Source organism: Thermotoga maritima MSB8 (assembly GCF_000008545.1).
In the GTDB taxonomy this organism is placed as follows: domain Bacteria; phylum Thermotogota; class Thermotogae; order Thermotogales; family Thermotogaceae; genus Thermotoga; species Thermotoga maritima.
The window spans coordinates 688784-714262 of the sequence record NC_000853.1; the positions used below are offsets into that span (position 1 = coordinate 688784).

Annotated in this window: 31 protein-coding genes and 1 pseudogene; 23 read left to right on the forward strand and 9 right to left on the reverse strand. The window is 47.7% G+C overall.

Going from position 1 to position 25479, the window contains the following annotated elements:
- The first annotated feature begins 3 nt into the window (after nucleotides 1-3).
- From TM_RS03370 to TM_RS03385, 4 genes are all read left to right on the forward strand, one after another.
- Complete coding sequence (locus TM_RS03370) at nucleotides 4-399, forward strand: class II SORL domain-containing protein (protein WP_004081116.1); 396 nt, start codon at nucleotides 4-6, stop codon at nucleotides 397-399.
- A 10-nt stretch (nucleotides 400-409) separates the two neighbouring features.
- Entirely contained in the window at nucleotides 410-571 is a 162-nt protein-coding gene (gene rd, locus TM_RS03375) for a rubredoxin (RefSeq protein ID WP_004081114.1), read from the forward strand.
- Between the two features lie 155 nt (nucleotides 572-726).
- On the forward strand, nucleotides 727-1518 hold the full coding sequence (locus tag TM_RS03380; protein ID WP_004081113.1) for an SAM hydrolase/SAM-dependent halogenase family protein: 792 nt from the start codon (nucleotides 727-729) through the stop codon (nucleotides 1516-1518).
- On the forward strand, nucleotides 1515-2444 hold the full coding sequence (locus TM_RS03385; RefSeq protein WP_004081112.1) for a hypothetical protein: 930 nt from the start codon (nucleotides 1515-1517) through the stop codon (nucleotides 2442-2444). The genes TM_RS03380 and TM_RS03385 overlap by 4 nt, the downstream gene beginning before the upstream one ends.
- A 6-nt stretch (nucleotides 2445-2450) precedes the next feature.
- On the opposite strand, the gene TM_RS03390 is transcribed toward TM_RS03385, so the two are convergent.
- The 5 genes from TM_RS03390 to cysE are packed head-to-tail and all read right to left on the reverse strand — an operon-like array spanning nucleotide 2451 to nucleotide 6117.
- Nucleotides 2451-2696 (reverse strand): acyl carrier protein, encoded by a 246-nt coding sequence (locus TM_RS03390; RefSeq protein WP_004081111.1) that lies wholly within the window; start codon nucleotides 2694-2696, stop codon nucleotides 2451-2453.
- Between the two features lie 33 nt (nucleotides 2697-2729).
- Complete coding sequence (locus TM_RS03395; protein WP_004081110.1) at nucleotides 2730-4298, reverse strand: ribonuclease J; 1569 nt, start codon at nucleotides 4296-4298, stop codon at nucleotides 2730-2732.
- On the reverse strand, nucleotides 4237-4668 hold the full coding sequence (locus tag TM_RS03400; protein ID WP_004081109.1) for a GIY-YIG nuclease family protein: 432 nt from the start codon (nucleotides 4666-4668) through the stop codon (nucleotides 4237-4239). The genes TM_RS03395 and TM_RS03400 overlap by 62 nt, the downstream gene beginning before the upstream one ends.
- Nucleotides 4665-5540: a cysteine synthase A gene (cysK, locus tag TM_RS03405; RefSeq protein ID WP_010865179.1), complete on the reverse strand. Its 876-nt coding sequence runs from the start codon at nucleotides 5538-5540 to the stop codon at nucleotides 4665-4667. The genes TM_RS03400 and cysK overlap by 4 nt, the downstream gene beginning before the upstream one ends.
- Nucleotides 5455-6117: a serine O-acetyltransferase gene (gene cysE, locus TM_RS03410; RefSeq protein WP_004081107.1), complete on the reverse strand. Its 663-nt coding sequence runs from the start codon at nucleotides 6115-6117 to the stop codon at nucleotides 5455-5457. The genes cysK and cysE overlap by 86 nt, the downstream gene beginning before the upstream one ends.
- Nucleotides 6118-6280: 163 nt before the next feature.
- On the opposite strand from cysE, the gene TM_RS03415 reads away from it, so the two are divergent.
- Both TM_RS03415 and TM_RS03420 read left to right on the forward strand, forming a co-directional pair.
- Nucleotides 6281-7051, forward strand: coding sequence for a TatD family hydrolase (locus TM_RS03415; protein WP_004081106.1), 771 nt, complete (start codon nucleotides 6281-6283; stop codon nucleotides 7049-7051).
- Nucleotides 7048-8181: a DegT/DnrJ/EryC1/StrS family aminotransferase gene (locus tag TM_RS03420; protein WP_004081105.1), complete on the forward strand. Its 1134-nt coding sequence runs from the start codon at nucleotides 7048-7050 to the stop codon at nucleotides 8179-8181. The genes TM_RS03415 and TM_RS03420 overlap by 4 nt, the downstream gene beginning before the upstream one ends.
- Here the strand turns inward: TM_RS03420 and TM_RS03425 are convergent.
- Nucleotides 8178-8777: a hypothetical protein gene (locus TM_RS03425; RefSeq protein ID WP_004081104.1), complete on the reverse strand. Its 600-nt coding sequence runs from the start codon at nucleotides 8775-8777 to the stop codon at nucleotides 8178-8180. The two genes, TM_RS03420 and TM_RS03425, sit on opposite strands and share 4 nt — an antisense overlap.
- 28 nt (nucleotides 8778-8805) lie before the next feature.
- The gene (locus tag TM_RS03430) at nucleotides 8806-9276 is read right to left on the reverse strand and encodes a hypothetical protein (protein ID WP_004081103.1); all 471 of its coding nucleotides are present in this window, start codon (nucleotides 9274-9276) and stop codon (nucleotides 8806-8808) included.
- A 95-nt stretch (nucleotides 9277-9371) separates the two neighbouring features.
- Between TM_RS03430 and TM_RS03435 the strand changes: the two genes are divergently transcribed.
- The 11 genes and pseudogenes from TM_RS03435 to fliN all read left to right on the forward strand — a co-directional run bounded on the left by TM_RS03435 (nucleotide 9372) and on the right by fliN (nucleotide 19177).
- Nucleotides 9372-10286, forward strand: a complete 915-nt coding sequence (locus TM_RS03435) for a MotE family protein (protein WP_004081101.1) — start codon at nucleotides 9372-9374, stop codon at nucleotides 10284-10286.
- Entirely contained in the window at nucleotides 10283-12226 is a 1944-nt protein-coding gene (locus TM_RS03440; RefSeq protein ID WP_004081099.1) for a flagellar hook-length control protein FliK, read from the forward strand. The genes TM_RS03435 and TM_RS03440 overlap by 4 nt, the downstream gene beginning before the upstream one ends.
- The gene (locus TM_RS03445) at nucleotides 12223-12897 is read left to right on the forward strand and encodes a flagellar hook assembly protein FlgD (protein ID WP_004081097.1); all 675 of its coding nucleotides are present in this window, start codon (nucleotides 12223-12225) and stop codon (nucleotides 12895-12897) included. Before TM_RS03440 ends, TM_RS03445 begins: the two co-directional genes overlap by 4 nt.
- Nucleotides 12897-14766 (forward strand): annotated as a pseudogene (locus tag TM_RS03450) (flagellar hook protein FlgE). Before TM_RS03445 ends, TM_RS03450 begins: the two are co-directional and overlap by 1 nt.
- 6 nt (nucleotides 14767-14772) lie before the next feature.
- On the forward strand, nucleotides 14773-14976 hold the full coding sequence (locus TM_RS03455) for a flagellar FlbD family protein (RefSeq protein WP_004081092.1): 204 nt from the start codon (nucleotides 14773-14775) through the stop codon (nucleotides 14974-14976).
- Nucleotides 14977-14980: 4 nt separating this feature from the next.
- A complete protein-coding gene (locus tag TM_RS03460) occupies nucleotides 14981-15769 on the forward strand; it encodes a motility protein A (RefSeq protein WP_004081090.1) in 789 nt (262 codons plus the stop codon).
- Nucleotides 15769-16635, forward strand: a complete 867-nt coding sequence (locus tag TM_RS03465; RefSeq protein WP_004081088.1) for an OmpA/MotB family protein — start codon at nucleotides 15769-15771, stop codon at nucleotides 16633-16635. The genes TM_RS03460 and TM_RS03465 overlap by 1 nt, the downstream gene beginning before the upstream one ends.
- A 9-nt stretch (nucleotides 16636-16644) precedes the next feature.
- Nucleotides 16645-17154: a flagellar basal body-associated FliL family protein gene (locus TM_RS03470; protein WP_004081086.1), complete on the forward strand. Its 510-nt coding sequence runs from the start codon at nucleotides 16645-16647 to the stop codon at nucleotides 17152-17154.
- A 9-nt stretch (nucleotides 17155-17163) separates the two neighbouring features.
- A complete protein-coding gene (fliM, locus tag TM_RS03475; RefSeq protein WP_004081085.1) occupies nucleotides 17164-18150 on the forward strand; it encodes a flagellar motor switch protein FliM in 987 nt (328 codons plus the stop codon).
- Nucleotides 18147-18635 (forward strand): chemotaxis protein CheC, encoded by a 489-nt coding sequence (gene fliY / locus TM_RS09640; protein ID WP_010865182.1) that lies wholly within the window; start codon nucleotides 18147-18149, stop codon nucleotides 18633-18635. The genes fliM and fliY overlap by 4 nt, the downstream gene beginning before the upstream one ends.
- The gene (gene fliN, locus TM_RS09645) at nucleotides 18632-19177 is read left to right on the forward strand and encodes a flagellar motor switch protein FliN (protein ID WP_244261696.1); all 546 of its coding nucleotides are present in this window, start codon (nucleotides 18632-18634) and stop codon (nucleotides 19175-19177) included. Before fliY ends, fliN begins: the two co-directional genes overlap by 4 nt.
- On the opposite strand, the gene TM_RS03485 is transcribed toward fliN, so the two are convergent.
- On the reverse strand, nucleotides 19167-19907 hold the full coding sequence (locus TM_RS03485) for an MBL fold metallo-hydrolase (RefSeq protein WP_004081082.1): 741 nt from the start codon (nucleotides 19905-19907) through the stop codon (nucleotides 19167-19169). The genes fliN and TM_RS03485 overlap by 11 nt on opposite strands.
- A gap of 62 nt (nucleotides 19908-19969) precedes the next feature.
- Between TM_RS03485 and csaB the strand changes: the two genes are divergently transcribed.
- Genes csaB through TM_RS03500 form a run of 3 tightly spaced genes read left to right on the forward strand, consistent with a single transcriptional unit; the run spans nucleotide 19970 to nucleotide 22001 of the window.
- Complete coding sequence (gene csaB / locus TM_RS03490) at nucleotides 19970-20920, forward strand: polysaccharide pyruvyl transferase CsaB (RefSeq protein WP_004081081.1); 951 nt, start codon at nucleotides 19970-19972, stop codon at nucleotides 20918-20920.
- The gene (locus TM_RS03495; RefSeq protein WP_004081080.1) at nucleotides 20914-21531 is read left to right on the forward strand and encodes a site-2 protease family protein; all 618 of its coding nucleotides are present in this window, start codon (nucleotides 20914-20916) and stop codon (nucleotides 21529-21531) included. Before csaB ends, TM_RS03495 begins: the two co-directional genes overlap by 7 nt.
- Nucleotides 21528-22001, forward strand: a complete 474-nt coding sequence (locus TM_RS03500) for a hypothetical protein (RefSeq protein WP_008192645.1) — start codon at nucleotides 21528-21530, stop codon at nucleotides 21999-22001. The genes TM_RS03495 and TM_RS03500 overlap by 4 nt, the downstream gene beginning before the upstream one ends.
- Here the strand turns inward: TM_RS03500 and TM_RS03505 are convergent.
- On the reverse strand, nucleotides 21998-22567 hold the full coding sequence (locus tag TM_RS03505; RefSeq protein ID WP_010865186.1) for a lytic transglycosylase domain-containing protein: 570 nt from the start codon (nucleotides 22565-22567) through the stop codon (nucleotides 21998-22000). The two genes, TM_RS03500 and TM_RS03505, sit on opposite strands and share 4 nt — an antisense overlap.
- Nucleotides 22568-22655: 88 nt before the next feature.
- Here TM_RS03505 and dnaX point away from each other — a divergent pair, with 88 nt between their 5' ends.
- From dnaX to gap, 3 genes are read left to right on the forward strand one after another with little or no spacing between them, the layout of a single operon-like run.
- The gene (gene dnaX, locus TM_RS03510) at nucleotides 22656-24092 is read left to right on the forward strand and encodes a DNA polymerase III subunit gamma/tau (protein WP_004081077.1); all 1437 of its coding nucleotides are present in this window, start codon (nucleotides 22656-22658) and stop codon (nucleotides 24090-24092) included.
- Nucleotide 24093: 1 nt separating this feature from the next.
- The gene (locus TM_RS03515) at nucleotides 24094-24450 is read left to right on the forward strand and encodes a YbaB/EbfC family nucleoid-associated protein (protein WP_004081076.1); all 357 of its coding nucleotides are present in this window, start codon (nucleotides 24094-24096) and stop codon (nucleotides 24448-24450) included.
- A 16-nt stretch (nucleotides 24451-24466) separates the two neighbouring features.
- Nucleotides 24467-25468 carry a type I glyceraldehyde-3-phosphate dehydrogenase gene (gene gap / locus TM_RS03520; protein WP_004081074.1) on the forward strand — a complete coding sequence of 334 codons (1002 nt, stop codon included), beginning with the start codon at nucleotides 24467-24469 and terminating at the stop codon, nucleotides 25466-25468.
- The last annotated feature ends 11 nt before the right edge of the window (nucleotides 25469-25479 follow it).

The following is a 25479-nucleotide window of genomic DNA, read 5'->3' on the forward strand; positions in this document are numbered from 1 at the left end:
AGCATGAAACTTTCTGATTTCATCAAGACGGAAGATTTCAAGAAGGAAAAGCACGTTCCGGTCATAGAAGCACCCGAGAAGGTGAAAAAAGACGAAAAAGTTCAAATCGTGGTTACCGTGGGAAAGGAGATCCCGCACCCGAACACAACAGAACACCACATCAGGTGGATCAAAGTTTTCTTCCAACCTGATGGTGATCCATACGTTTACGAGGTGGGAAGGTACGAGTTCAACGCGCACGGAGAGTCCGTTCAGGGGCCGAACATCGGCGCTGTTTACACAGAGCCTACTGTCACAACCGTGGTAAAATTGAACAGATCGGGAACGATCATAGCCCTCTCCTACTGCAACATACACGGCCTCTGGGAAAGCAGTCAAAAGATCACTGTTGAAGAGTGAGGTGAGTTCTGTGAAGAAGTACAGGTGCAAACTCTGTGGTTACATCTACGATCCTGAACAAGGAGATCCCGACAGCGGAATCGAACCGGGGACACCCTTCGAGGATCTTCCAGACGACTGGGTCTGTCCGCTCTGTGGAGCTTCGAAGGAGGATTTTGAACCGGTTGAGTGATCTGGAAGTCTTACCGTCAGAGAAAGGGGAGGCTGGCCCTCCCCTTTCTCTTTCCCCACGACCCGGCGGGCTCGGGCGGGATCCGAAAAGAAAATGATAACTCTCGTTATAATAATACCATAAAGTAGATAAACAAAAAATCTGGGGGGAGAAAGATGATCGGATTTCTCACAGACTGGGGCTTGAAGAGTCACTACGTGGGAGTCGCGAAGGCGGTGATCAAGAGGATAAACCCCTCCGCGGAGATCATCGACATCACGCACGAAGTAGAACCTTTCAACGTGAGAAAGGCGAGTCACGTTCTCTACAGAGCCTCCCTCGATTTTCCTCCTTCCACCGTCTTTCTTGTGGTTGTCGACTACGGCGTTGGAACTTCAAGAAAGGCGATCGTGATGAAGACCAAGAACGACCAGTACTTCGTGGCACCCGACAACGGAGTTCTCACGGTTGTAGCTGAAGAATACGGAGTTGCCGAGATCAGAGAGATAGAGAACAGAGAGCTCTTCTACAAGAAGAATCCTTCCTTCACTTTCCACGGAAGGGACATCTTCGCACCGGTTGCCGCCCACCTCGACATGGGACTTCCGCTGGAGAGAGTGGGAGACAGACTGCTCTCGTACGAGGTTCTCAAGATGAGAAAGCCTGTTGTCGAGAACGAGAAAGTCATCGGAGAAGTGGCGATAGTTGACACCTTCGGAAACGTGTCGACGAACATTCCCTTCGATCTCTTTTTGAAGCTCAGTGTGGATTTCGACGACGTGGTGAGAGTGAGAGTGGGAAGAAAAGAGTTCAAAGCGGCTGTCGCGAAGGCCTTCGGAGATGTGGACACGGGAGAACTGCTCGTTCATCCAGACAGCGCAGGTTTCCTCGAAATCGCCGTGAATCTGGGAGACGCGAGTCAGGTGCTTTCGGTTAAAGAAGGAGACGAGATCGAGATATGCAGATGAAACAGGTTCTTCTTGAGGCAAGGCAGGATTTTCTGAGTCTTCTCAAAAGAAGAGGCTGGAAGGAGAAAGACCTGAATATACTGAGAGGAATCTTCCTTGGAGAGCTTTCCAGGGTGGACGTGCCGGCTGACATCTTTGAGCTTGCTATCAAGGAGGCCGTGAAGGGGAACTTGAAGCTTTCTTCGAAACTCCTTGGAGTGAGTGAGATAGACACTCTTGAGATCCTCTTCTGGTACCTGCCGAAGAAGTATCCCCTTCCTTCAGAGAGGCTCAAAAAGAGGCTGAAAGCCGAAAGCGTGAAAGAGTTCATCGAAGAAGCCAACAGACTTAGGGTGAAACTTGGAAAGAAGGATTTCATGGAGCTCTACCTTCATCTCGAAGAAGCGGAAGAAGAGGAAGAAAAAAGAGAGAACACGGATCTTCTGGAGAGAGTTCGAAACCTTTCGATTGAGAAACTATCAGAGAGTGAGATTGAGGAGTTGAGATACTTCTACTCCTTGCTCGATCTTCGAGGAAAGGAATCCGTGAGAACGCTGAACGTTCACCCGTACATTCTTTCTGCCATCATCAGAAACCCTTCTGCACCGATCGTCATCGATGGAAGCAACCTGCTCTGGCGTGGAGGACTCTCCGTCTCTTACATCTACGAGGTGTTTGAGAGGCTTGCTGTTTTCAGGGAGTTCTTCTTTCCCTACAGGATCGTTTTCGACAGGAACGCGGAGTTCGTGCTGCCAGTTCACGAGAGGAAGGGATTCGAAAGGTGGAAAAACTCTCCGAACGTTCTCTTCGAATCTCCAGCGGATGGCCTCATCATCTCCCTTGCGAACACCATGGACGCGGTGGTTCTGAGCGGTGACAGGTTCAGAGATCACGGTCTTCCCAGGAGGGTTAGGGTCCTAACACCGGAGGAGATAGAAAAGGGGTGAGCGAGCTCACCCCAATTTCTTTTCAATGTAGCTGACGATGTCGCCGACCGTTGAGATCTTTTCAAGATCGGCGTCATCCACCTTTACACCGAACTCGCTTTCGAAATCCATCACGAGATCAACGAGGTCGAGGGAATCCGCACCGAGATCGTCTATGAGTTTTGCCTCCTCTGTGACCTGTGACTCATCCACTCCGAGTTTTTCAGAGATTATGCTCTTCACCTTTGAAAAGATCTCCTCTCTGCTCGCCACTTTTCCACCTCCTCTTAGAAGTGTCGAAAAAAATTATAACACAATCACATTCTCAAGTAAGACCCTTTCACCCCAGCGCTCGACGAACCAGCCCGGATTCAGGGTGTGAACGGGCACTATGTAATCTGGGTTCAGTTCGTTCAAAATCTTTTCCAGACCCTGAGGAGAGACGTGGCCCGAGGCGTGGAACTCTTTTGTGAAGACAATGTTTCCGTTCACTTCTCTTATGCCGAAAGGAATTATATTGAAGTACCTGAGCCAGTTCATGAAGCGCTTCGCGTCGATCTCCTGCTCTTCCGTGTAGGCTTCGCTCGTCGAATGGATATAGACGGCGCCGTTCAGAACTCTTTCGTCGAGATCGAGGATGTGCGGGAAGTCCCAGTATCCCGCGACCATGGTGTGTTTTTCTGGATGCAGGTTTATTTCCTCTGGTGAGAGAAGGATCCCTTCCTCTCTGGCTCGAAGCAGTGCGTCTTTTTCGAGGTTTATGTAGGTGACCTTCCCGGGGTGGTAGACACGAACGAAAGACCTTTCCTCATCCGTCAGCTTCCAGAGTGGTTCCACTCGTTCCATCTCGAGAAGATAGGCATAGTCTTTTGGCATGAGAACGAGTCTTCTGTCGTTTTCCATGCAGACCTTAAGGAAGGTGAAGAGCCTCTCCAGGTGTCTGATGGGAAAATCCACGAGTATCAGGTTCTTTGTCCCCCTGAAAACTCTCATCGCGTTTTCGAAGACGTCCTTTTCCGTGTTCTCAATGTTCTCTTCCCTCGTGACTCTGGTTCCCTCAACGATGAGAACGAGCGGGCGCTTGTCCTTCAGATTCTCAAAAAATCTCGAGGTCCTGAGGGAAAGTGCGAGTCTCTTTTCACCGAGAGTGTCCAGCCAGTAGCGCTCTTCTTCTGCTGTCTCGGGACCCGTTCTGAAGTCTCCGGTGTAGGCGAGCCAGAGATCGTCCACCCTTGCCGCAAGACCCGCGGCTCCTATGACGGAGTGGTACACGGGTTCAACGAACAGTTCGTTTTTCCACAGAGAGTTCACATCGACGACTGTTAAGTCATCGTTGAACTCTATATTCTTGGGAAAAGAAACGCGTCTTGTCAACTTCTCCGCGTTTTTCGAATTTCCCGGGCTCACCGTGAGGTCTTCGCGGATTCCGTTTTCCAGATCTTTATCGTTGACCTTTCTTCTTTTCTTTCCACCGAGCTGAGTCAGAACGTTCGAGTTGCTCGTGTACACACTGGCTCTCATCACCGCGAAGGTTTCACCGGTCATGAGGAGGGGGATCTTTTCGTCTATGAGGCCCACCATTCCGGTGTGATCCGCGTGCGCATGGCTCAAAAAGAGAAAGGCGTGGTTCACAGGATCTTCGAACTTTCCATCGAAGAGGTCGTCTCTGTAGATGTTGAGCCGGGGAACCATTTTGAGCTTCAGCAGGTCATGAAGGATCTTACCTGTTCTGGGGTTCAAAAACTCCTCAAAGAACTCTCCCCATCTGGAAAAGTTCAACCCGAAATCCAGAAGAAAACCGTCGTTCTCAGAATCAACCACTCTGATTTTGTTTCCCCCTATGTTTCTGTGCCCGTCGAATATCTCTATTCTCACGGAACCCCCCCAGAAGAGAAAAGAGTTTGTCTGGATCAACGTGGTAGAGGTTGGTCTTCACCCTGAGATCGCTCGCACCGAAGTCCTCTATTCCTTCAAAATGATATGATAGCACATTCGAGATCTCCTCTTCGATCCTTTTCCCGCTGAACATTATCAATCCAGCGATCTGTGCGTGATCCAGCAGGTAGTCGATGTGCCAGTGCCTCTTTCGGGAGCCGAGAAAATAACGGGGGATCCTCTTGAAGAATCCCCCCATTGCAGATCCAACGTAGGCGTAGTAGCCCGGCTCCAGATGAGATGCTTTCTTTCCATACCTCAAAGCAACACTCTCTTCGAGTTTCAAAAGCAAAACGTAAGTTCCCTTCATAGGATACTCAGGTATCTTTCCGCGTGGTCCGGTGCAACGGTCACAACCCTCGCGTCTGGCCCGAGTTTCTGGGCTACTTTCAAAGCGGCTGCGACGTTGGCACCGGAAGAGATCCCTACGAGAAGTCCCTCTTTTTTTGCGAGGTACCTCGCCATCTCGTAGGCCTCTTCGTCCTCCACGGTGATCACTTCGTCTATCACGGATCTGTCCAGGATCTTCGGAACAAAGCCCGCTCCTATACCCTGGATGGCGTGTTTTCCCGGCTGGCCTCCAGAGAGAACGGGAGATTTTGCGGGCTCTACCGCTACTATCTTCACTCCGTTTCCAAAGAAGCCTTTCAAAACCCTTCCCACTCCGCTGATCGTGCCTCCCGTTCCCACTCCCGCGACGAAGGCGTCTATCTGATAGTCCATCTGTTTGAGGATCTCCGGACCTGTAGTGAACTGGTGAGAGTAGACGTTGTAGGGGTTTTCGAACTGGTTGAGCATGTGCGCGCCGGTTTCTCTGGATATCTCGAGCGCCTTTTCCACCGCACCTTTCATTCCCAGTTCCCCTGGTGTGAGAACGAGTTCTGCTCCGAGCATTTTCAGGACCTTTCTTCTCTCAACGCTCATGGTTTCGGGCATCGTGAGGATCACCCTGTGTCCTCTCTTTGCTCCGATCATCGCTATGGCGATTCCCATGTTGCCGCTCGTTGGTTCCACGATACCGTTCTTGAGGAGTCCTCTTTTCTCTGCGTCGAGAATCATGAAGAGGGCGGGTCTGTCTTTTACACTACCACCGGGATTATTCTTTTCCAGTTTCAAGAAGATTCTCGAGTCTATCGAATCGAGTCTCACTATAGGAGTGCTCCCTATCAGTCTTTCCATCATCGCAGAAATCCCTCCTCCACTTGACTATTCTCGCAGGAACACCTACGACAACGGCTCCGTCTGGAACATCCTCAAGGACGACCGCGTTCGCACCCACAACGGCGTTGTTTCCCACCCTTATCGGGCCGAGGATCTTCGCTCCCGTTCCAATCATCACGTTCTCACCCACGTCGGGGTGCCTTTTTCCGGAGCACGGCTTTCTCGTTCCAAGAGTGACTCCGTGGTAGATGAGTGTTCCTCTTCCCACCGAGGCAGTGCTTCCGATGACCACACCGATACCGTGGTCTATCACCACTCCCGGAGCGATCCTTGCCGCTGGATGGATGTCCATGGAGAACACAACACGCACAAAGTAATAAATGAGGTAGGCGAGAACTTTCAGTTTCCACTTGTAGAAGAAATGGGCGAATCTGTACCACATGAGACCCTGGAAGGAAGCGTAGAAGAAAAACACCTGAAGCTTACTCTCTGCGGCGGGATCGAGCTTGAGGTACATCTCAAGATCATCTGATATGTGCTTGAAAATACTCACGAAATCCCTGAAAAACTCACCAGCCTTTCTGAACAACAGCCGCATCCCGATACCATATCCACCACCTCCAGATCGTTTGATTCAATGGAATTATATCAACCTAATTGTTAAAACCAAAGAAACCTTTTCATCACAGAAAGGTGAACCTCTTCACTTTTTTCACAAAAGCCTTTGTGTAGTATATTAACACAGGAGGAGGGATATTTCAATGGTGGACACACACGCGCATCTTCATTTTCACCAGTTCGACGACGACAGAAACGCTGTCATCTCCAGCTTTGAAGAGAACAACATCGAATTCGTGGTGAACGTGGGTGTGAACCTCGAAGATTCGAAGAAATCCCTCGATCTTTCAAAGACAAGTGATCGCATTTTCTGTTCTGTGGGTGTACATCCGCACGACGCGAAGGAAGTTCCCGAGGATTTCATAGAACATCTCGAAAAATTCGCGAAAGATGAAAAGGTGGTCGCCATAGGTGAGACCGGACTCGATTTCTTCAGGAACATCTCTCCAGCTGAAGTCCAGAAAAGGGTCTTCGTTGAACAGATCGAACTCGCAGGAAAGTTGAACCTTCCCCTCGTTGTTCACATCAGGGACGCGTACAGCGAGGCGTACGAGATACTCAGAACAGAATCACTTCCGGAGAAGCGGGGTGTGATTCACGCTTTTTCTTCGGATTACGAGTGGGCGAAGAAGTTCATAGACCTCGGTTTTCTGCTTGGAATAGGAGGTCCTGTGACGTATCCGAAGAACGAGGCTCTGAGGGAAGTGGTTAAAAGAGTGGGCCTTGAATACATCGTTCTGGAGACGGACTGTCCTTTTCTTCCACCACAGCCGTTCAGGGGAAAAAGAAACGAACCGAAGTACTTGAAGTACGTCGTGGAAACAATCTCGCAGGTGCTGGGTGTGCCTGAAGCGAAAGTGGATGAGGCGACCACAGAGAACGCCAGAAGGATCTTTCTGGAGGTGAAGGAATGATCCCCCTTTTTGATCTCACGAGGCAGTACGAGAGAATCAGGGGAGAAATCTTGAACGCGATAGACAAGCTGATCTCTTCGGGAAATGTGATTCTCGGAGAGAACGTGAGAAGACTCGAGGAAGAAATCGCCAGTTTTACCGGCGTGAAGCACGGTGTTGGTGTTGCGAGCGGGAGCGACGCGCTTCTCATAGCGCTGAGGGCGATGGGAGTGGAAAAGGGAGATACGGTGGTTACAACACCCTACACCTTCTTTGCCACGGCGAGCGCACCCTACAGACTCGGTGCCAGGGTAATTTTCGTCGACGTGGACGAAAGCACCTTCAACATGGATCTGAACCAGCTCGAGCATGTTCTGAAAAAAGAGAAGGTGAAGGCGATCATTCCCGTTCATCTCTTCGGTAGAACCGTGGATCTCGAGGCGCTGAGCTTTTTGAGGGAGAAATACGGAGTGATGATTCTTGAAGACTGTGCTCAGTCGATGGGATCGGAGTGGAAGTTCTCGAGCGGCGAGATTAGAAAAAGTGGTTCTGTGGGGGATGCGGCGATTTTCTCTTTCTTTCCCACGAAGAACCTGGGGACCTACGGCGACGGCGGGATGATCGTGACAAACAGCGATGAGATAGCGGAAGAAAGCAGGATCCTGAGAGTGCACGGTGCAAGAAAGAAGTACTTTCACGAAAAGGTGGGATACAACTCGAGGCTCGACGAGATACACGCGGCGATTCTGAGGGTGAAACTCAGGTATCTGGAAAGGTGGACAGAAGAGAGAACACGTGTGGCGAGGACGTACCAAAAACTGTTCGAGGAGAAAAAACTGCCTGTGGTCTATCCCCGCGTGGAGGAGAAAGGCTTCAGGTACCACGTTTTCCACCAGTATGTGGTGCTCTTCGAAAATGAAGAGGTGAGGGAGAGAGTCAGAGAAGGATTGAAAGAGAGAGGCATTCAGACAGCGATTTATTACCCCCTGCCTCTCCACCTTCAAAAGTGCTTCAGGGATCTGGGATATCAGGAAGGAGATTTCCCGGTGGCCGAATCTCTTTCGAAGAGAAGTCTTGCGCTTCCCATGTTCCCAGAACTGAGAGACGACGAGATAAAAGAAGTCGTCGACACGATAGCGCTCTTTCTTTAGGTGAGATCTTTCACCACCTTGAGTGTAGCCGTGGCCACTGATTTCAAAAAGTCTCCTTCGAGGGGTGCAACCCCCACTTCTGTTCTTTCTCGATCTTCGTCCTGGATCGTGAGGTGGACGAGTACGAACTCTCTTCCAGCCAGAAAGACCTTCTGAACGTCGTCCACCGAGACGGGACAGTCAGGATTGAAAGCCTCTATCACCGCTTCTCCAACGAGCCTTGGAAGGTTCGTGGATGTCCCGGGACCCGCGCTTTCACCCACCATGTCTTCGTCTTCGAGAGGGTTGTGTATCGTGACCTTCACCTGCTTTTTCCTGTCGAGGTTTTTCACCTCTATGGAGGTGATCTCATAAGTTTGAGAAGAAGGGAATCTTCCCTGACTCAGCTGGGCGACACTGATGATCCTTCTGTCTATCTTCATTCCAAGAGATGCGAGGGCAACAGTTTCGATATCGCGAACGATCTGTTTTGGATTTCTGGAAGGGTCCGCTATGACGTGGATCTCTCTGGGTTGACCGTCTTCCTCTATCACCTTGGCGGAGATGACCCCGGATATCTTCGATATGACTTCTTCCAGTGTCTTTGCGCTGCTCATCCAAATACCCCCCACGCACTGTTTTTTACTATTTTACCAGAGCATCTATCACCGCGAAAACAACGCTCTGGAGAAGATCTTTTTCCAGAGGAGCCGCACCGATTCGCCAGCTTTCCTTTCCGTTCTTCAAAAACGTGAGATGAGCAAAAACGAACCTTCTTCCTGCGAGAGCGACTTCTTTGATGTCGTCTACAGATACTTCATCGTATTTATGAAAAGCTCTGTTGAAAGCTTCTGTTGCCGCTTCTCCGATGAGTTTGAGAAGGTTCCGGGATGTTCTGGGCCCTTCACTCTCACCAGAAAAGATCTTACCATGAGGATCTTTCAAAACGATCTCCACGCGGTATCTCTTTCCAGAAGAAGAGATTTTCAAATCGGATACATAAAAATATTGTTCATCACTTTGTGAAGATAGAAATCTGTCCACATAAGATTTGATCGATTTTCTATCGATATACAATACTTCCCCGCTTCGTTTTATCACGGGTATTCTATCCATATTTGTTCCCCTCTTTTGTTTTACCATATTTTACCATCCTTTAGGAAAAGATAGATCTCCCGTAGAAGAATGAAACCGAGGGAGGTAGATGGACCTTGCCTGGAAAACGAAGAGGTTTTTTCGTTGTTTTTTTAATAACGTTTCTGATACTCGTGATTCTGTTCATGTACGGCTACATCTCCTTTGAAATAAACAGGCTGTACGGTGGAAGGGTGTCTCCTTTTGAAGACTGGAAGAGTTATATCGCTTTTCTTGCTTCCAAAGTTCCGTTTTTGAAGGACAGAATCAGCTATCAGCCTCTTAAAGCGGAAAGTCCCGCTGAGTACTACTCGAGAATCTATCAGAGGTACATCGAGATATACAACCAGAAGATAGACGAATTGATCAGCAAAGAAAAAGAACTCGAAGAGCAGGCGAAGGTGCTGGAAGCTCAAAGAAACGTTGTTGAGAAGATGATCGAAGAGATTCAATCCCTAAAGAATCAATTGCTCGAGGAGAAAAACAGGCTGGAATCTTACAAGAAGCAGGTGGACGAACTCGTCAACGTGCTTTTGAACACTGATCCAAGAAATCTCGCAAGCGCGCTCAACGAAGTGGACGATGAAACACTCGCTGTGATCTTTAAAAGAACCGATCCAGAGTATGCTGGAGAGTTTCTCGAAGCGCTCTCCGGTGTCAATCCACAGAAAGCCGCACGGGTGATGGAACTCATGGTGGGTGTGGAGAGTACCATTGAAAGGCTCGAAACGCTGGTCAAACAGGCTCAGGAAGCGGTGAAACAGATAACCGAAAAAGAATCTCAGCTTTTCCAGAAAGAAGCGTACCTGAAGGCAGTGGCGGATGCTCTGAACAACATCACACCAGAGGTAGCCGTCGATTTCCTGAGAAGAGAGAAGGTGGATCCAGAAACCTTGAGAACGGTTCTTTCCATGATGGACCGGGAACACGCTTCTGTTCTGGTTCAGTACATAGTTCAGAACGCTCCGGATCTTCTGGAGGAGAGAAAGTGAAGGTAGGACAATTTTCTCTTTTTGCGATGATCAAGACAGCAGAGGAAAAAGGTGAATTAAAAAAGAAATCAGCGGCGGGTCTGTTCTCTCAGTCTGTTAAGGACCTGATGAAATCGCTGGGGAGCAAAGGAAAGGTGCTTGGCACTACACCTGGGAAGAAAAATGTACATCGAGCCGAATCGTCTGAAAATCGTGCTGATGGACTTAAGAAAACAAAAAGAAACGTGTTAGACAATCTCGATGGTACCAGCGCTCAGCACATTTCGATGTCGGCTGAGGAAAATGTGAAGCTGGAAGAGATGCTGGGTGGACAGCTTTCGGAAAAACCTCAGAATGTCTCTGAGGATCAGAAAGAACGGGAAGAAGAAGCTGGGCGCTCATCTTCGAGTAAGCTGATTAAAGAGATCAAAACAACCGATGATAAATCCAGTGAGAAACATGTTTTGGAAGAAGTATCTAAAAGAGATGAAAATCATGCTGAGTACCGAAAAAGTGAGCAAGGGATTTTCAAATCCAGAACACATGATATTTCAACTGAAAAGCTTTTGACTTCCACTGAACATGAAGAAAAGAAAGAAAACGGTTTTCTGGTGAAAGATTCAGAGAACAAAGAAAGTGCAAGTCAGATTTCGTTCGAAAAGAAACACAGTTCTATCCCGTACTTGGAATCAGAGACTTCTCGGAGTGAATCGAACAAAAAGCTTTCGAGTTCTTTTAGAACACCTGCTGAGCCTTCTTTGAAATCGGAATCTACGAAGGTTTTCAAGGAACAACCAATTTCCGCTCAAGATAAAGAAACAAAGCACTCAGCAAGACAGCCGATTTTCAACGAAACAAGATCTCTTCCTCAGAATTCCGATGCGGCGAAGCTATCAAGAGACTTTGAAAAGACAACGGGTATCAAAAACGAACTCTTTGAAGAAAGGATCACGGGAAATACCGGGAATGAAATAAAAATGTCTAAGCTCAGTTTTGTTCCGCTTCTCCCTGCAGACGAAAAGCAACAATCATCGAACGGTGATGGAGAAAGGGTTTTGGAAGTTATCAATCAAAGAATTTCGCAGATAAACTTTGGTAATTCTGGTTTGAAAGAGTCGCTTCTCGTAAATGAAAATTCCGAGAATTCAAAAGAAAATCAGAAAATCAACTCTTTCACAAAGAGAGGAGATACTCACACAGAAGAGCAATTAGAGAAAACCTCTTCCAGCTTGAGAGAAACTGTCCTGTCAATCAGGAATGATGGTTCCTCTCCAGAAAAGAACACCAGAAGCGTACTGAACAGCCGTAATGAAGCTCCTTCGGTGAGGAGAAAAACACCCGCAAACAAATTCGATGGTCAGAAGGTTGTTGAAAACAATTCCAAGGTATCTCCGGAGAAAACTTCTGAAAAACCACTCTTTCAAAACCGAGAGAAAAATCAACCAATGGAAATGAAAATGAAGTACGAAGAGAAAGGAAAAATCGAAAGTTACAGAGAAATAACAAACAGGGAAGCGCTGGAGTTTCTGTCTCAGGAAAGGGCGAAGCAGGTTTACTCACTCCCCGAATTGAAAAGAACAGAGACCGTTCATCTACCAAGGTTTGTGGAACAGATGTACTACCACAAGACAGAAAGGGCCGTCATAGACCTCGAGCCACCGGAGTTGGGAAAACTGGAGATCACCATAACAAAGGAAGAGAACCAGCTGAAAATAGTTTTCAGAGTTCAGACAGAAGAAGCCAAGCACGTTTTAGAACACGACATACCGCGGTTGATCGAGAGATTCAACGAAAAGGGATTCGATGTGCAGGTCTACGTCGAAAAACAGGAGGAAGACTACCTGTATCAGGAGAATCAGAACAAAGAGGGAAATCAAAGACAGCAAAGAGAAAGCAAAAACCACAAACGTGAAACTTCGGGCAGTCTATTTGAGGAGTTCATCCAGGAGGTGAAAACGTGATCTACGACATGAGCGGTATATACCTTTCTTCTCTTACAGGAATAAGAAATAATTCCAGCTCTTCGAGTAATTCTCTAGACAAGGAAGCTTTTCTCAGACTCCTTCTTCAAGAACTGGAAATGCAGGATCCACTGGAGCCCATGGAAACGAAGGACATGATCTCTCAGCTTTCTCAGCTCACGAGCCTTGAACAGATCACGAACCTCACCAGTGCGGTGAAGGATTTCGTCGAAGCTCAAACGAGTGTGAGCCCAGCCCAGCTCGCTTCTCTGATAGGAAAGTACGTCGTGGTGAGAAACAACACGGTGAATCTTGTAGGCGGTCAGTCGGACAGCATCATATTCAACGTGGATGAAGATGCACATGTTGTGGTTCAAATACTTGACGAAAACGGGAAATTGGTGAGAACAGAAGATTTAGGAACTGTTCAGGTGGGAGTTCACGCCTGGCAGTGGGATGGAAGGGATGACAACGGGATCAGTGTTGAAGATGGCAGTTACACTTACCGCGTTTATAAACTCACATCGAGCGGACTGGAGGAAATAGGGGGAATGGAAGGCGGAGTGGTGGAAGCCGTTCAGATAAAGGATGGAAAGGGATTCGTTCTTGTGAACGGTTCACTCTATCCTGTTGATTCTATCCTGGAGATTTCTCAGGAGGGTGATGCGTGATGATGAGGTCACTCTACAGTGGCATAACGGGTCTCAAAAACTTCCAGGTAGCGATGGATGTTGTAGGAAACAACATCTCCAACGTGAACACAGTTGGGTTCAAAGCATCGCGAGTGAATTTCGAGACGATGCTCGCTCAGACGATCAAGGCGGGGAGATCTCCTCAGGAAAATGTGGGCGGTACAAATCCCATGCAGATAGGTCTTGGTTCTCAGGTGTCCAGTATCGACAAAATCATGACGCAGGGCTCGTTCCAGAACACTGGTGTGAAAACTGACCTTGCCATTCAGGGAGATGGGTTCTTCATCGTCTCGGATGGAAGCTCCTATTATTACACAAGAGCCGGTGCATTCACTCTGGACAGCAACGGAAACCTGATTCAGACCTCTACAGGTTACAAGGTTCAGGGATGGACAGCCGTTCAGGATCCAGAGACTGGTGAAAGGTACATCGACACAAACAAACCCATAGGGGATCTGGTGATCAGTGCAGGTATGACGATGCCGGCAAAGAAAACTTCGAACGTTCGTTTTGAAGGAAATTTGAACTCCAAATTGGGACCTGGTTCGTTCGTCATCACTTTAACTGATGAAAATGGAATTAATCACGATGTCAGGTTGTGGTTTGAAAAAACACAAAACGATCTGGGAACAGATCCGTTCAGTTCTTCTCAGAGGTACACGATGAAGATCGATATCGACAACGATGGAACAGCCGATGTGGATGGTTACATGGTGTTCAACGAATTTGGAAGAGTGGAAGAGGCTGGAGTATACGCTGAATCTCAGGTCATAACGGCAACCACCGATGGAAGTATTTCTGGAAGCACAGCTCTACCAGATGGTACCTATCAGGCTATTGTCATGGATTCTTCTGGAAATGTGATATACAACGGCACCACAGACGTTTCAGGTGGTAATTTCACGATCAACGATTCTGATATCACCGCTGGAAACAATTACACCGTGATACTCTTAACTCCAAACAACACATCAACTTCTCTCACAATAGCACCCGGTGCTGAACTTGTCATCCCCACTTCCGGTGAGCCCAGGTTCTATGAATCAGACAATCCAACGAATTTCGTCCAAACTGATTACACCTCCCCGAGGTACACCACCGCTGTTCAGGTTTACGATTCTCTTGGAAACGCGTACACCGTTTACTACGAATTCGTCAGACTTGGAAACACTACAATCGGTTCGGAAAGCTTCAAGAACGCCTGGATCTGGAGAGCGTACACGGATAGTGGAGAACCGGTTTCACTGATCGATGAAGACGGCAACGGTGGTTATGTGGCGGGGCTGATAGATTTCGATGAATCAGGAAGGCCTGTTCAATACAGAGGTCTTGACTCTTCATACAATTTAAGCTCCAAAGAGGTGAGAACGATCCAGTTTGACACGGGCCAGAAAGGAGACGGAGTGGTAACAATAACAGCTGATTTTTCCGGAGCAACTCAATTCTCCGGCGACAGCACTCTGAGCATCCCGTGGCAAGATGGAAATCCGATGGGTGTTCTGGAATCCTTCGCCATAAACGAGCAGGGAGAGATCATAGGAACCTTCAGCAACGGACTCACCGACGTTCTTGGACAGATCGCCTCGCGGTGTTTAACAATCTTCGGGATTGATGGAAGCAGGTAATTCACTCTATACCATGTCTCCTAACAGCGGCGTTCCAAAGATAGGAGCTCCTGGCAGCGGAGGAAGGGGTGTTTTGATCCCCGGTGCACTTGAGATGTCCAACGTGGATCTTGCGGAGGAGTTCACCAAGATGATCGTTGCACAGAGAGGTTTCCAGGCGAACGCGCGTGTCATCACAACTGCCGATCAGATTCTGAACGAACTTGTGAACATCAAGAGATGATGAAAGATGATCAGGCTGACCAGAATAGATGGTAGATGGTTTTTCCTGAACGCCGATTTGATAGAAACCGTAGAGGCACTGCCCGACACAACGATCACCCTTATAAACGGTAAAAAATACATCGTGAAGGAATCCGCAGAGGAGGTCGTTCAAAGGGTGATAGAATACAAGAGAAAGATCTTCAGCTGGTGGAAAGAACAGGGAAGGTGATCCTATGGATCTTGCAACCCTGATGGGTTTGGTTCTTGTGATAGCGGCTCTTTTCATAGGAATCCTGACGGGTGGAGGAGACTTTGCGGCGTTCATAAACATACCTTCACTGTTCATAACCGTTGTTGGTTCTATCGCGGCAACCATGGTGGCTCATCCGAAGGACAAAGCCTTCAAGATCGTGAACATCATGCTTTCGACTCTGAAAGAGCCAAAGCTTGATCACGTTTCCCTGATTCAGACGATGGTTTCTTTTTCTGAAAAGGCACGAAGGGAAGGTTTGCTTTCTCTGGAGGAGAATCTGGAGAGTATAGAAGATCCGTTCATGAAAAAGGCGCTTCAGCTCGTGGTTGACGGAACAGATCCGGATCTTCTGAGGAACATGATGGAAACGGAAATGGAACTCTTTGAAGAGGAACTCGACGGAGAAAGGGCGGTTCTGGAATCCGCAGGGGCGTACGCTCCTGCGTTCGGTATGATTGGAACTCTGATCGGGCTCATTCAAATGCTCAAATCCTTGAACGATCCAGAAACACTGGGACCCTCTATGGCGGTTGCTCTGATAACGACACTCTATGGAGCCATACTGGCCAATGGTGTGTTTCTTCCCATGGCTGAAAAGATTAAAAAGAGAAGAGATATTCTGGTCTTGGAGAAAAGAATGATACTAGAGGCTGTTCTCTCTATCCAGGCAGGAGAGAACCCGAGGATCCTCGAGGAAAAACTCAAATCGTTCCTCCCTGAGAAAGAAAGGCAAGCCTACGAGGCGGCTTCTCAGGAGGCAACTGCGTGATGGCGAAGAAACGAGAAGAAGAACAGAAAGGCAGTCCACAGTGGATGACAACCTATTCGGACATGGTGACGCTGCTTCTTACGTTCTTTGTGGCTCTGATCTCGATGTCCACTATCAGTCCCGGAAAGTTCCAGCAGGTGGCGGTGGGGCTCAGGATCGCACTGAGTGGAAGACCACCGAGCGTTCTCATGGGGGGAAAGAGCATAAACGAAGAACCTCTGATCACGTCAAAGAGGGGAATATATCAAGAACTCATGAGATTATCCGAAGAATATAAGGGGAAGATCACAGTTGAGGAAAGAGACGAAGGAACACTGATAGTGTTGAAAGACATGGTGTTTTTTGAGCCGGGAAGCGCCAAGCTCACAGCGGAAGCCAAAGAACTGCTGGCCAAAGTGGGACAGATAGTTATAGAACACACTACGAACGTACTTGAGGTTTACGGTTACGCAGATGACAGACCTCCTCTTCCAAATTCAATATATGTTTCCAACTGGCATCTTTCGAGCGCCCGAGCGGCGAGTGTGGTGAATTTCTTCCTCACCGAGTTGAAGGAAAAAAGAATGATCGAAAGGGCTGCAGACATAAAGCTCGGACGTTTCAACATCGATCTTTTCTACAATCCAGACAGATTCTACCCAATAGGACTTGGAGACAGGGAGATAAAGAAAAAGATCCAGGATCTTGAAAACCAGATCAACGTCGAGAAAGCCCTTCTCAATGAGAAGTTCAGAAACGGGGAGATTTCTCAAGCGGAATACGAATTGGAACTGAGAAAACTGGAGGAAAAGTATCAGCAGGAATTGGATAGGTTGAGAAGGGAATTCAGGAGAATAGATATCCTCATAAAACGGGAGAAAATGTGAGGTGAAAGAATGGCAGAAGAAGAAAGAAGAGAAGAAGAACAACCAAAACGTCGAATGGGTGCATCTTTGATCACGAGCATCGTTGTTCCGCTTGTGGTTTCCGTAGCAGTGTATTTTTTGCTGCCCATGTTCCTCGGCTCGAATCAGGGCAAGCAGGGTGAGAACGTACCTTCGACCCCCGTCAGGATAAAGGCGGTACTCATTCAGCAGGGAGAGAATCAGACCTTTCTCCTCAAAGGTGGAAGGGACGTGGTTGTGATAGATTCTTTGTCTTTCAGTGTGGGGAGCGATGCCTGCAGAGCAGCTATAGCCGAAAGGAAAGATGAGATCATGGATGCGCTCATGATGATCTTTCTGAGTAAAGATAAGAGTGAACTGAGCACCGTTCCTGGTCTGGAACTGTTGAAACGTCAAATAAGAGACGCGGTGAACACGATCACTGGATTCGTTGGTGATAAAGAGAAATACGGTGTCCTTGATGTGTACCTGTACATCAAAGCATTCGCGACCACCGAGTGAGGTGGTAACGTGTCGGATGTTCTCAGCCAGGAAGAAATAAACCAGTTGATCGAGGCATTGATGAAAGGTGAATTGAAGGAAGAAGACCTCCTGAAGGAAGAAGAGGAGAAAAAGGTTAAGCCTTACGATTTCAAGAGGCCGAGCAAATTTTCCAAAGAACAACTTCGAACCTTTCAGATGATACACGAAAACTTCGGGAGGGCCCTCTCTACGTATCTCTCAGGAAGGCTGAGAACTTTTGTGGATGTCGAAATCAGCATAGATCAGCTTACTTATGAGGAATTCATAAGATCCGTGATGATACCTTCGTTCATTGTTATCTTCACCGGTGATGTTTTTGAGGGAAGCGCCATCTTCGAAATGAGACTGGATCTCTTTTATACCATGCTTGACATCATAATGGGAGGCCCCGGCGAAAACCCTCCAAACAGACCTCCCACGGAGATAGAAACCTCCATAATGAGAAAAGAAGTGACCAACATGCTAACCCTTCTTGCTCAGGCCTGGAGTGATTTTCAATATTTCATTCCTTCGATAGAAAACGTGGAGACGAATCCTCAATTCGTTCAGATTGTACCTCCCAACGAGATCGTTCTTCTTGTAACCGCCTCCGTTTCCTGGGGCGAATTCACAAGCTTCATCAACGTGTGCTGGCCGTTTTCACTTCTTGAGCCTTTGCTCGAAAAGCTTTCGGATCGCTTCTGGATGATGGGAAGAAAACCCGAAAAAGTTGAAGAGAGAATGGAAGAGCTCAGAAAAGCTTCCCAAAAGATACCTGTGACTGTCCAGGCGGTGATAGGAGAAACTGAGTTGAGATTGAAGGAAATTCTGGATCTGGAAGTGGGAGACGTCATAAGGCTTGGGACTCACTACAAGGATGAAATAAGAATAGACGTTGAGGGGAGACCCAAGTTCAGGGGAATTCCCGGAGTGTTCAAAGGAAAGTACGCGGTGAAGGTGACCGGTGAATTCACCAACGGAGGTGAATACGAATGACGGAAAATGAATTCCTCTCTCAGGAAGAGATAGACAAGCTTCTTAGCGATTCTGATACCGGTGGTGTCCTCACTCCCGAAGAAAAGGACATGATAGGCGAGATAGGAAACATCGCAATGGGGAGTGCTGCAACGACGCTCTCGATGATCCTCGGAAGGGATATTCACATCACCGTTCCAACTGTTCGGGAAGAAAAGATGAAGAACGTCAAGAGTGACTTCAGTGGTGAGCAGGTAGTGGTGAGTGTGGAATACACGGAGGGGCTCGAAGGTTTGAACGTTCTTGTCCTCGATAAAAAACTCGTGGCGGTGATAGCTGACCTCATGATGGGGGGAAGTGGAGAGGTAGAAACCGAGGAATTGGACGAAATCAAACTCAGCGCGGTTGGAGAAGCGATGAATCAGATGATGGGAAGCGCTGCAACATCGCTTTCTGAACTTCTGGGAATAACCATCAATATATCTCCCCCGAAGTGGAGATATTGAATTTCGATGATCCTAACACACAGTTTCCACCGGTAACCGACAATCCGGAGAAAGATGTTGCCGTTGTCGAATTCGAAATGGAGATAGAGGGACTTCCGAAGTCGAAGTTCTACCAGGTGATAAGCGCCGATCTGGTGAAGAAGATGTACGAGTATTTCACGAAAAAACAATCCGAAGCAGCTGAGAAAAAAGAGAAGAAAGAGGAGAAAAAGGTGAAGGTCGAACCGGTAGAATTCGCAGAGCTGAAACCTTCTGAAACCAGAAAAACCGAAGTGCCGAGTGACAAGCTGGAACTGCTTCTCGATATTCCTCTCAAAGTCACAGTGGAACTTGGAAGAACGCGAATGACTCTGAAACGGGTTCTGGAAATGATCCCTGGCTCCATAATAGAGCTGGACAAACTCACGGGGGAACCTGTGGATATCCTCGTGAACGGAAAGCTCATCGCCCGCGGAGAAGTTGTCGTGATAGATGAAAACTTTGGGGTGAGGATAACAGAGATCGTGAGTCCAAAAGAGAGGCTCGAGCTTCTCAACGAATGATGTTTTCCAGTCCCCAGGTCAGAAGTTCCGGGTGCTCCCTGTTGATGAAATTCGGGTCTTCCAGGAGTTCTGAGTGTTTCACACTGCCTTCTCTGAAGCGCAGGACTTTTGAGATGTAGTCTTTCATGTTCCTGACATCTTCGATGGTGCCCACTTTTCCGTGCCCCGGTACGAAGTAATCTGCCCGTATTTTTTCGATTTCGCTGAGCGCTTCTATCCATCCGAAGAGGTCACTGTCCGTGACTATTTCGGCATGGATGCCGGTTGTCAGAAGGTCCCCGCAGATGACTATTTTTTCGTTCTTCAAAACGAAGATCGAAGAATCCGGAGTGTGTCCTCCCAGGTGAACCGCTTCCACCACGATGTCTCCAAATCTGTAATTTTCTCTTTCGGAGAAGGTCTCATCTGGAAACTTCAGGGAAACCTCCACTCCTATCTTTCTTATGTACTCTTCATCCATTTCTTCCAGGGATTTTCTGGTGAGACTGTGGGATATGATCCTGTCAAAAACCTCGTTTCCGAAGGTGTGGTCAGGGTGGTAATGCGTGTTGAAAACAACGGCAATTTCTTTACCCAGAATTTCTGCGGCGAATTCTTTGATCTTCCTCGCCTTTTCAGGAAAAAGCGTTGAATCGAAGAGCACACAAAATTTCTTTCCACAGACGAGCACACTGTTCGCTGATGTTCCTGTTCCTATCACGAATACTCTGTCAGAAAGATTCGTGATCATCTTTTCACCTCGTGTAGTATAATTCTCCAAGAGTATTCTTCTACACAATGAGGTGGTTTTCCTTGGCAACGGCCTTTCTCTGGGGATACTACGGCTTCGACAACTTCGGAGATGAACTGATGTTCAAAGCGTGTGTGAATCTTCTGAGGGAGCTGGGATTCGGGACCATATACACACCCCTGCCGAAGGGGAAAAAATCCATGGGGGTTACCTCTGTCGATAGATATTCGATCAAGCTACTCTCTCTTTTGAAGAAATCTCAGGTTTCCATAGCGGGTGGAGGAGGATTGTTCCAGGACGTTACCAGTCTCCGGAGCCTTCTCTATTACTACTCGATTTCAAAAGCTTCACTTCTCATGGACAAACCTCTCATATTCTTTGGAAACAGCGTGGGACCGTTGAGAAGAAGACTTTCAAAAAAGCTCGTGTGGGACGTCTTCAAAGATAAAAGGACTGTCTTCATAGCGCGCGATCCCGCTTCTTACAGGTATGTCAAAATGGTTGGTGGAAATGCGGTGCTCGGAACAGATCCGGCTATAATCCACCTCATGGAGTCTGATATGGAAAAGAAAACCGAAAAGAAAGCTGTGTTCTTCCTGAAATCTCCGATGGATGTGTCGTATATCTTGAAGAGCCTCAGGGATCAGGGAATCAACGACTTTGTCATATCGACGGCTTTTCCAGGGGATCACTCCTATCTTCCACCTCTCAGAAATGGAGAGAACTTGCTCGAAGAGATAGTGAGTTCGTCCATTGTGATAACGGAGAGGTTCCACCCGGCGCTTGTGGCGGCGTATTTTGAAATACCGTTCATTATCGTCGATTGTCAGAAAGCGAGAAGATTTTTCGCAAGATACACAAAAGAGGATCATTTCTTTTCAAAGAGAGATCCTCTGGAAATCTCTTTGAAGGTTCCCGTTGTGTTGAAGAAAGAATTGAAACTGAAAGAGAAAATGAAAAACGACGCGATTGAGATGAAGGAGATGCTGAAAGGAGTCCTGAAAGGATGGTGAACATGAGGATAATCGTTCCCACACTGGGCAACATACTCACAGGGTTCCTCGCGGTGCTCATAGTCGCCACTCCCAGAGAGTACATCAAAGGCTTTGTAGCCTACAAACTCGGCGATACCACACCGAAGCAGGCCGGAAGGCTTTCTCTGAACCCCTTCGTTCATCTCGACCCACTGGGAACGATTTCTTTCATCCTCTTCGAGTTCGGGTGGACGAGGTCCGTGCCCATTCGTTACTGGAAGCTCAAAAACAAGAAGAAGGATCTTTTGAAAATCTCACTGCTCGGTCCTGCCGTTAGCTTCATCCTCTTCTTTCTTTGTGGATTGATCGCTTCGCATCTTCCCGAAGAGGATTTCTGGTGGTTTCTCATGGTAAAAGCCGCAAAGTACAACCTCACGTACGCGCTCTTTTCTCTTTTTCCCATACCACCTCTCGATGGAAGCAAGATTCTCGCCTCTCTTCTTCCCGACAGGTATATGGAGTGGCTGGTAAAATACGAGGTGTACGGGGTTCTCTTCATGATCGCTCTGCTCGTGCTCTGGATAATACCACTCGTTATGAATCCCTTTGTAAGGTTCATCGATGGTTTTGTTTGGATGATCGTGAGGTGATTTTTTTGATCGTACTCAAATATCCTGTGTCTCTGAACGTCATAAGAAAGTTGAAGACAGGAGATGTGGTTTACTACACGGGAAAGATCGTTGTTATGGACAGAAGCGTTGTGGACATCCTTGAAAAATACGAAAGATACGAAGGAACAAAGCTCTACGACCTGACGGGAGAAATAGTGGTATTGGGAACGTTCAGGAAGAACAAGCTTCAGTTTCAAGAGATGACTGAAGAGCTCCTGGAAAGACTCTTTCTTCTGGGAGTGAACGGTGTGATTCTGGAGAGAGTGCGTCCTTTTTCTGCTACGAAGAGGTTTTCCAGAGTGTTGTTCGAGCCCCTTGAAGAAATCAGGGGAACGAGGAGGGTGATTTATAAAACTCCGGACAGCAAGAAACTCGAAGAACTGGAAGTGGAGAAGTTGGTTCTCCGTGTGGTCCAGGACTCTTCCGGCAAGGTATACTCGAAGGTCTAGATTCCCAGTTCTTTCTTGAACTCTTCGTACGTTTCCAGTATTTTCTGGGCGTAGGACTTTCTGCTGTTTCCACCGTTGTAGTACTCGAGTGCCAGTCTCAAGTTGTTGAATTTGTCGAAGAGATATTTCAAGTAATGGGCTCCGTACTTTATGTTCAACCGGTAGTTCCACACGAGCTCTGTCCAGCCTGACTCTGGGATTTCCAGACCGTACAGATTCGCCACCATCTCCGCCGTCTCTTTCTTTATCTGCATCATGCCGAGTTCTCCGTACAAGCCCACAACATTTCTGAAGTCGCTTTCCACATCTATGACGGATATTATGAGAATAGGATCGAAATTCGTCTCTTTTGCCACGTTGTTTATCGTTTTCCACAGGTCTTCGAGGAATTCTTCATCGCTTTTCAGTTTGTAGGAGGCTCTTCTTGATCTGACCAGTTCTTTGAACCATTCCTTCACCGCGATGGAGTTGATCTCGCGAAAGGAAATATTGTTTTCAGAAGGAACGGTGCTCAAAAAAACAGGAATCACCATGAGCACCAGGATCAGGATAGTTATTTTTTTCACGATTTTCCTCCTCTGTTCAATCATTCTTAATGTCTCCTCTGGTATAATAAAGGCTGGATGCAATTCGATTATAACATGGGGGGATTCTGTGGAAGTTCTTTACAGGAAGTACAGGCCAAAGACTTTTTCTGAGGTTGTCAATCAGGATCATGTGAAGAAGGCAATAATCGGTGCTATTCAGAAGAACAGCGTGGCCCACGGATACATATTCGCCGGTCCGAGGGGAACGGGGAAGACTACTCTTGCCAGAATTCTCGCAAAATCCCTGAACTGTGAGAACAGAAAGGGAGTTGAACCCTGCAATTCCTGCAGAGCCTGCAGAGAGATAGACGAGGGAACCTTCATGGACGTGATAGAGCTCGACGCGGCCTCCAACAGAGGAATAGACGAGATCAGAAGAATCAGAGACGCCGTTGGATACAGGCCGATGGAAGGTAAATACAAAGTCTACATAATAGACGAAGTTCACATGCTCACGAAAGAAGCCTTCAACGCGCTCCTCAAAACACTCGAAGAACCTCCTTCCCACGTCGTGTTCGTGCTGGCAACGACAAACCTTGAGAAGGTTCCTCCCACGATTATCTCGAGATGTCAGGTTTTCGAGTTCAGAAACATTCCCGACGAGCTCATCGAAAAGAGGCTCCAGGAAGTTGCGGAGGCTGAAGGAATAGAGATAGACAGGGAAGCTCTGAGCTTCATCGCAAAAAGAGCCTCTGGAGGCTTGAGAGACGCGCTCACCATGCTCGAGCAGGTGTGGAAGTTCTCGGAAGGAAAGATAGATCTCGAGACGGTACACAGGGCGCTCGGGTTGATACCGATACAGGTTGTTCGCGATTACGTGAACGCTATCTTTTCTGGTGATGTGAAAAGGGTCTTCACCGTTCTCGACGACGTCTATTACAGCGGGAAGGACTACGAGGTGCTCATTCAGGAAGCAGTCGAGGATCTGGTCGAAGACCTGGAAAGGGAGAGAGGGGTTTACCAGGTTTCAGCGAACGATATAGTTCAGGTTTCGAGACAACTTCTGAATCTTCTGAGAGAGATAAAGTTCGCCGAAGAAAAACGACTCGTCTGTAAAGTGGGTTCGGCTTACATAGCGACGAGGTTCTCCACCACAAACGTTCAGGAAAACGATGTCAGAGAAAAAAACGATAATTCAAATGTACAGCAGAAAGAAGAGAAGAAAGAAACGGTGAAGGCAAAAGAAGAAAAACAGGAAGACAGCGAGTTCGAGAAACGCTTCAAAGAACTCATGGAAGAACTGAAAGAAAAGGGCGATCTCTCTATCTTTGTCGCTCTCAGCCTCTCAGAGGTGCAGTTTGACGGAGAAAAGGTGATTATTTCTTTTGATTCATCGAAAGCTATGCATTACGAGTTGATGAAGAAAAAACTGCCTGAGCTGGAAAACATTTTTTCTAGAAAACTCGGGAAAAAAGTAGAAGTTGAACTTCGACTGATGGGAAAAGAAGAAACAATCGAGAAGGTTTCTCAGAAGATCCTGAGATTGTTTGAACAGGAGGGATAATTTGAAAAAGATCAAGAGTTTTGGTGGAAAGAGTCTGGGTGGGGGAAAGCAGGAAAAGATTTTGAAGGACTTCGCCAGAATGCAGGAGGAGCTCCAGAAAAAAATCCAGGAACTCGAAGAGAGCTTTTCACAGATAGAAGTAGAGGCTTCCGTTGGTGGAGGGGCCGTCAGAATCGTTGCAACCTGTGATAGGAGAGTCAAGGATATAGAAATAGACGAAGATTTGAAAGAAGACTTCGATACGCTGAAGGATCTTCTGATAGCGGGAATGAACGAAGTCATGGAAAAGATCGAAAAACGCCGTGAAGAGGAGATGAGCAAAATAACTCAGCAATTTGGAATACCAGGATTGATGTGAGAAGGAGGGAAAGAGCATGGCAAGAGTGGCTATTAACGGTTTCGGTAGGATAGGAAGGCTCGTCTACAGGATCATCTACGAAAGAAAGAATCCCGACATCGAAGTAGTGGCTATTAACGATTTGACAGACACCAAGACCCTTGCACACCTTCTGAAGTACGACTCCGTTCACAAGAAGTTCCCCGGTAAAGTCGAGTACACCGAGAACTCTCTAATCGTCGATGGAAAAGAGATCAAGGTCTTCGCGGAACCCGATCCTTCGAAACTGCCCTGGAAGGACCTCGGTGTTGACTTCGTGATCGAATCCACCGGTGTCTTCAGAAACAGAGAAAAGGCAGAACTTCACCTGCAGGCTGGAGCGAAGAAAGTCATCATCACAGCGCCCGCCAAGGGAGAAGACATCACCGTTGTTATCGGTTGTAACGAAGACCAGCTGAAACCCGAACACACCATCATTTCCTGTGCGTCCTGTACAACCAACTCCATTGCACCCATCGTGAAGGTGCTCCATGAGAAGTTTGGAATCGTCAGCGGAATGCTCACGACTGTTCACTCTTACACGAACGACCAGAGAGTTCTCGACCTGCCTCACAAAGATCTGAGAAGGGCAAGAGCAGCTGCGGTGAACATCATTCCGACAACCACGGGTGCCGCAAAAGCAGTTGCGCTCGTTGTTCCTGAAGTGAAGGGCAAACTCGATGGTATGGCTATCAGGGTACCTACTCCCGATGGATCCATCACCGATCTTACAGTTCTGGTCGAGAAAGAAACCACGGTCGAGGAAGTCAACGCTGTCATGAAAGAAGCCACAGAGGGAAGACTCAAGGGAATCATCGGATACAACGATGAACCCATTGTGAGCAGCGACATCATTGGAACGACGTTCTCCGGTATCTTCGATGCCACAATCACCAACGTTATCGGTGGAAAGCTCGTGAAGGTGGCTTCCTGGTACGACAACGAGTACGGATACAGCAACAGAGTTGTCGATACACTCGAATTGCTCCTCAAGATGTGAAGAACGGGCGG

Bases quoted from the DNA above. Each gene is read 5' to 3' on its own strand.
- TM_RS03370 (WP_004081116.1), top strand. From the start codon at position 4: ATGAAACTTTCTGATTTCATCAAGACGGAAGATTTCAAGAAGGAAAAG.
- cysE (WP_004081107.1), bottom strand. From the start codon at position 6,117: ATGCGGCTGTTGTTCAGAAAGGCTGGTGAGTTTTTCAGGGATTTCGTG.
- cysK (WP_010865179.1), bottom strand. From the start codon at position 5,540: ATGATGGAAAGACTGATAGGGAGCACTCCTATAGTGAGACTCGATTCG.
- TM_RS03400 (WP_004081109.1), bottom strand. From the start codon at position 4,668: ATGAAGGGAACTTACGTTTTGCTTTTGAAACTCGAAGAGAGTGTTGCT.
- TM_RS03465 (WP_004081088.1), top strand. From the start codon at position 15,769: ATGGCGAAGAAACGAGAAGAAGAACAGAAAGGCAGTCCACAGTGGATG.
- TM_RS03380 (WP_004081113.1), top strand. From the start codon at position 727: ATGATCGGATTTCTCACAGACTGGGGCTTGAAGAGTCACTACGTGGGA.
- TM_RS03495 (WP_004081080.1), top strand. From the start codon at position 20,914: ATGGTGAACATGAGGATAATCGTTCCCACACTGGGCAACATACTCACA.
- TM_RS03470 (WP_004081086.1), top strand. From the start codon at position 16,645: ATGGCAGAAGAAGAAAGAAGAGAAGAAGAACAACCAAAACGTCGAATG.
- TM_RS03485 (WP_004081082.1), bottom strand. From the start codon at position 19,907: ATGATCACGAATCTTTCTGACAGAGTATTCGTGATAGGAACAGGAACA.
- TM_RS03385 (WP_004081112.1), top strand. From the start codon at position 1,515: ATGAAACAGGTTCTTCTTGAGGCAAGGCAGGATTTTCTGAGTCTTCTC.
- gap (WP_004081074.1), top strand. From the start codon at position 24,467: ATGGCAAGAGTGGCTATTAACGGTTTCGGTAGGATAGGAAGGCTCGTC.
- TM_RS03415 (WP_004081106.1), top strand. From the start codon at position 6,281: ATGGTGGACACACACGCGCATCTTCATTTTCACCAGTTCGACGACGAC.
- TM_RS03455 (WP_004081092.1), top strand. From the start codon at position 14,773: ATGATCAGGCTGACCAGAATAGATGGTAGATGGTTTTTCCTGAACGCC.
- TM_RS03430 (WP_004081103.1), bottom strand. From the start codon at position 9,276: ATGGATAGAATACCCGTGATAAAACGAAGCGGGGAAGTATTGTATATC.
- TM_RS03420 (WP_004081105.1), top strand. From the start codon at position 7,048: ATGATCCCCCTTTTTGATCTCACGAGGCAGTACGAGAGAATCAGGGGA.
- TM_RS03425 (WP_004081104.1), bottom strand. From the start codon at position 8,777: ATGAGCAGCGCAAAGACACTGGAAGAAGTCATATCGAAGATATCCGGG.
- TM_RS03460 (WP_004081090.1), top strand. From the start codon at position 14,981: ATGGATCTTGCAACCCTGATGGGTTTGGTTCTTGTGATAGCGGCTCTT.
- fliY (WP_010865182.1), top strand. From the start codon at position 18,147: ATGACGGAAAATGAATTCCTCTCTCAGGAAGAGATAGACAAGCTTCTT.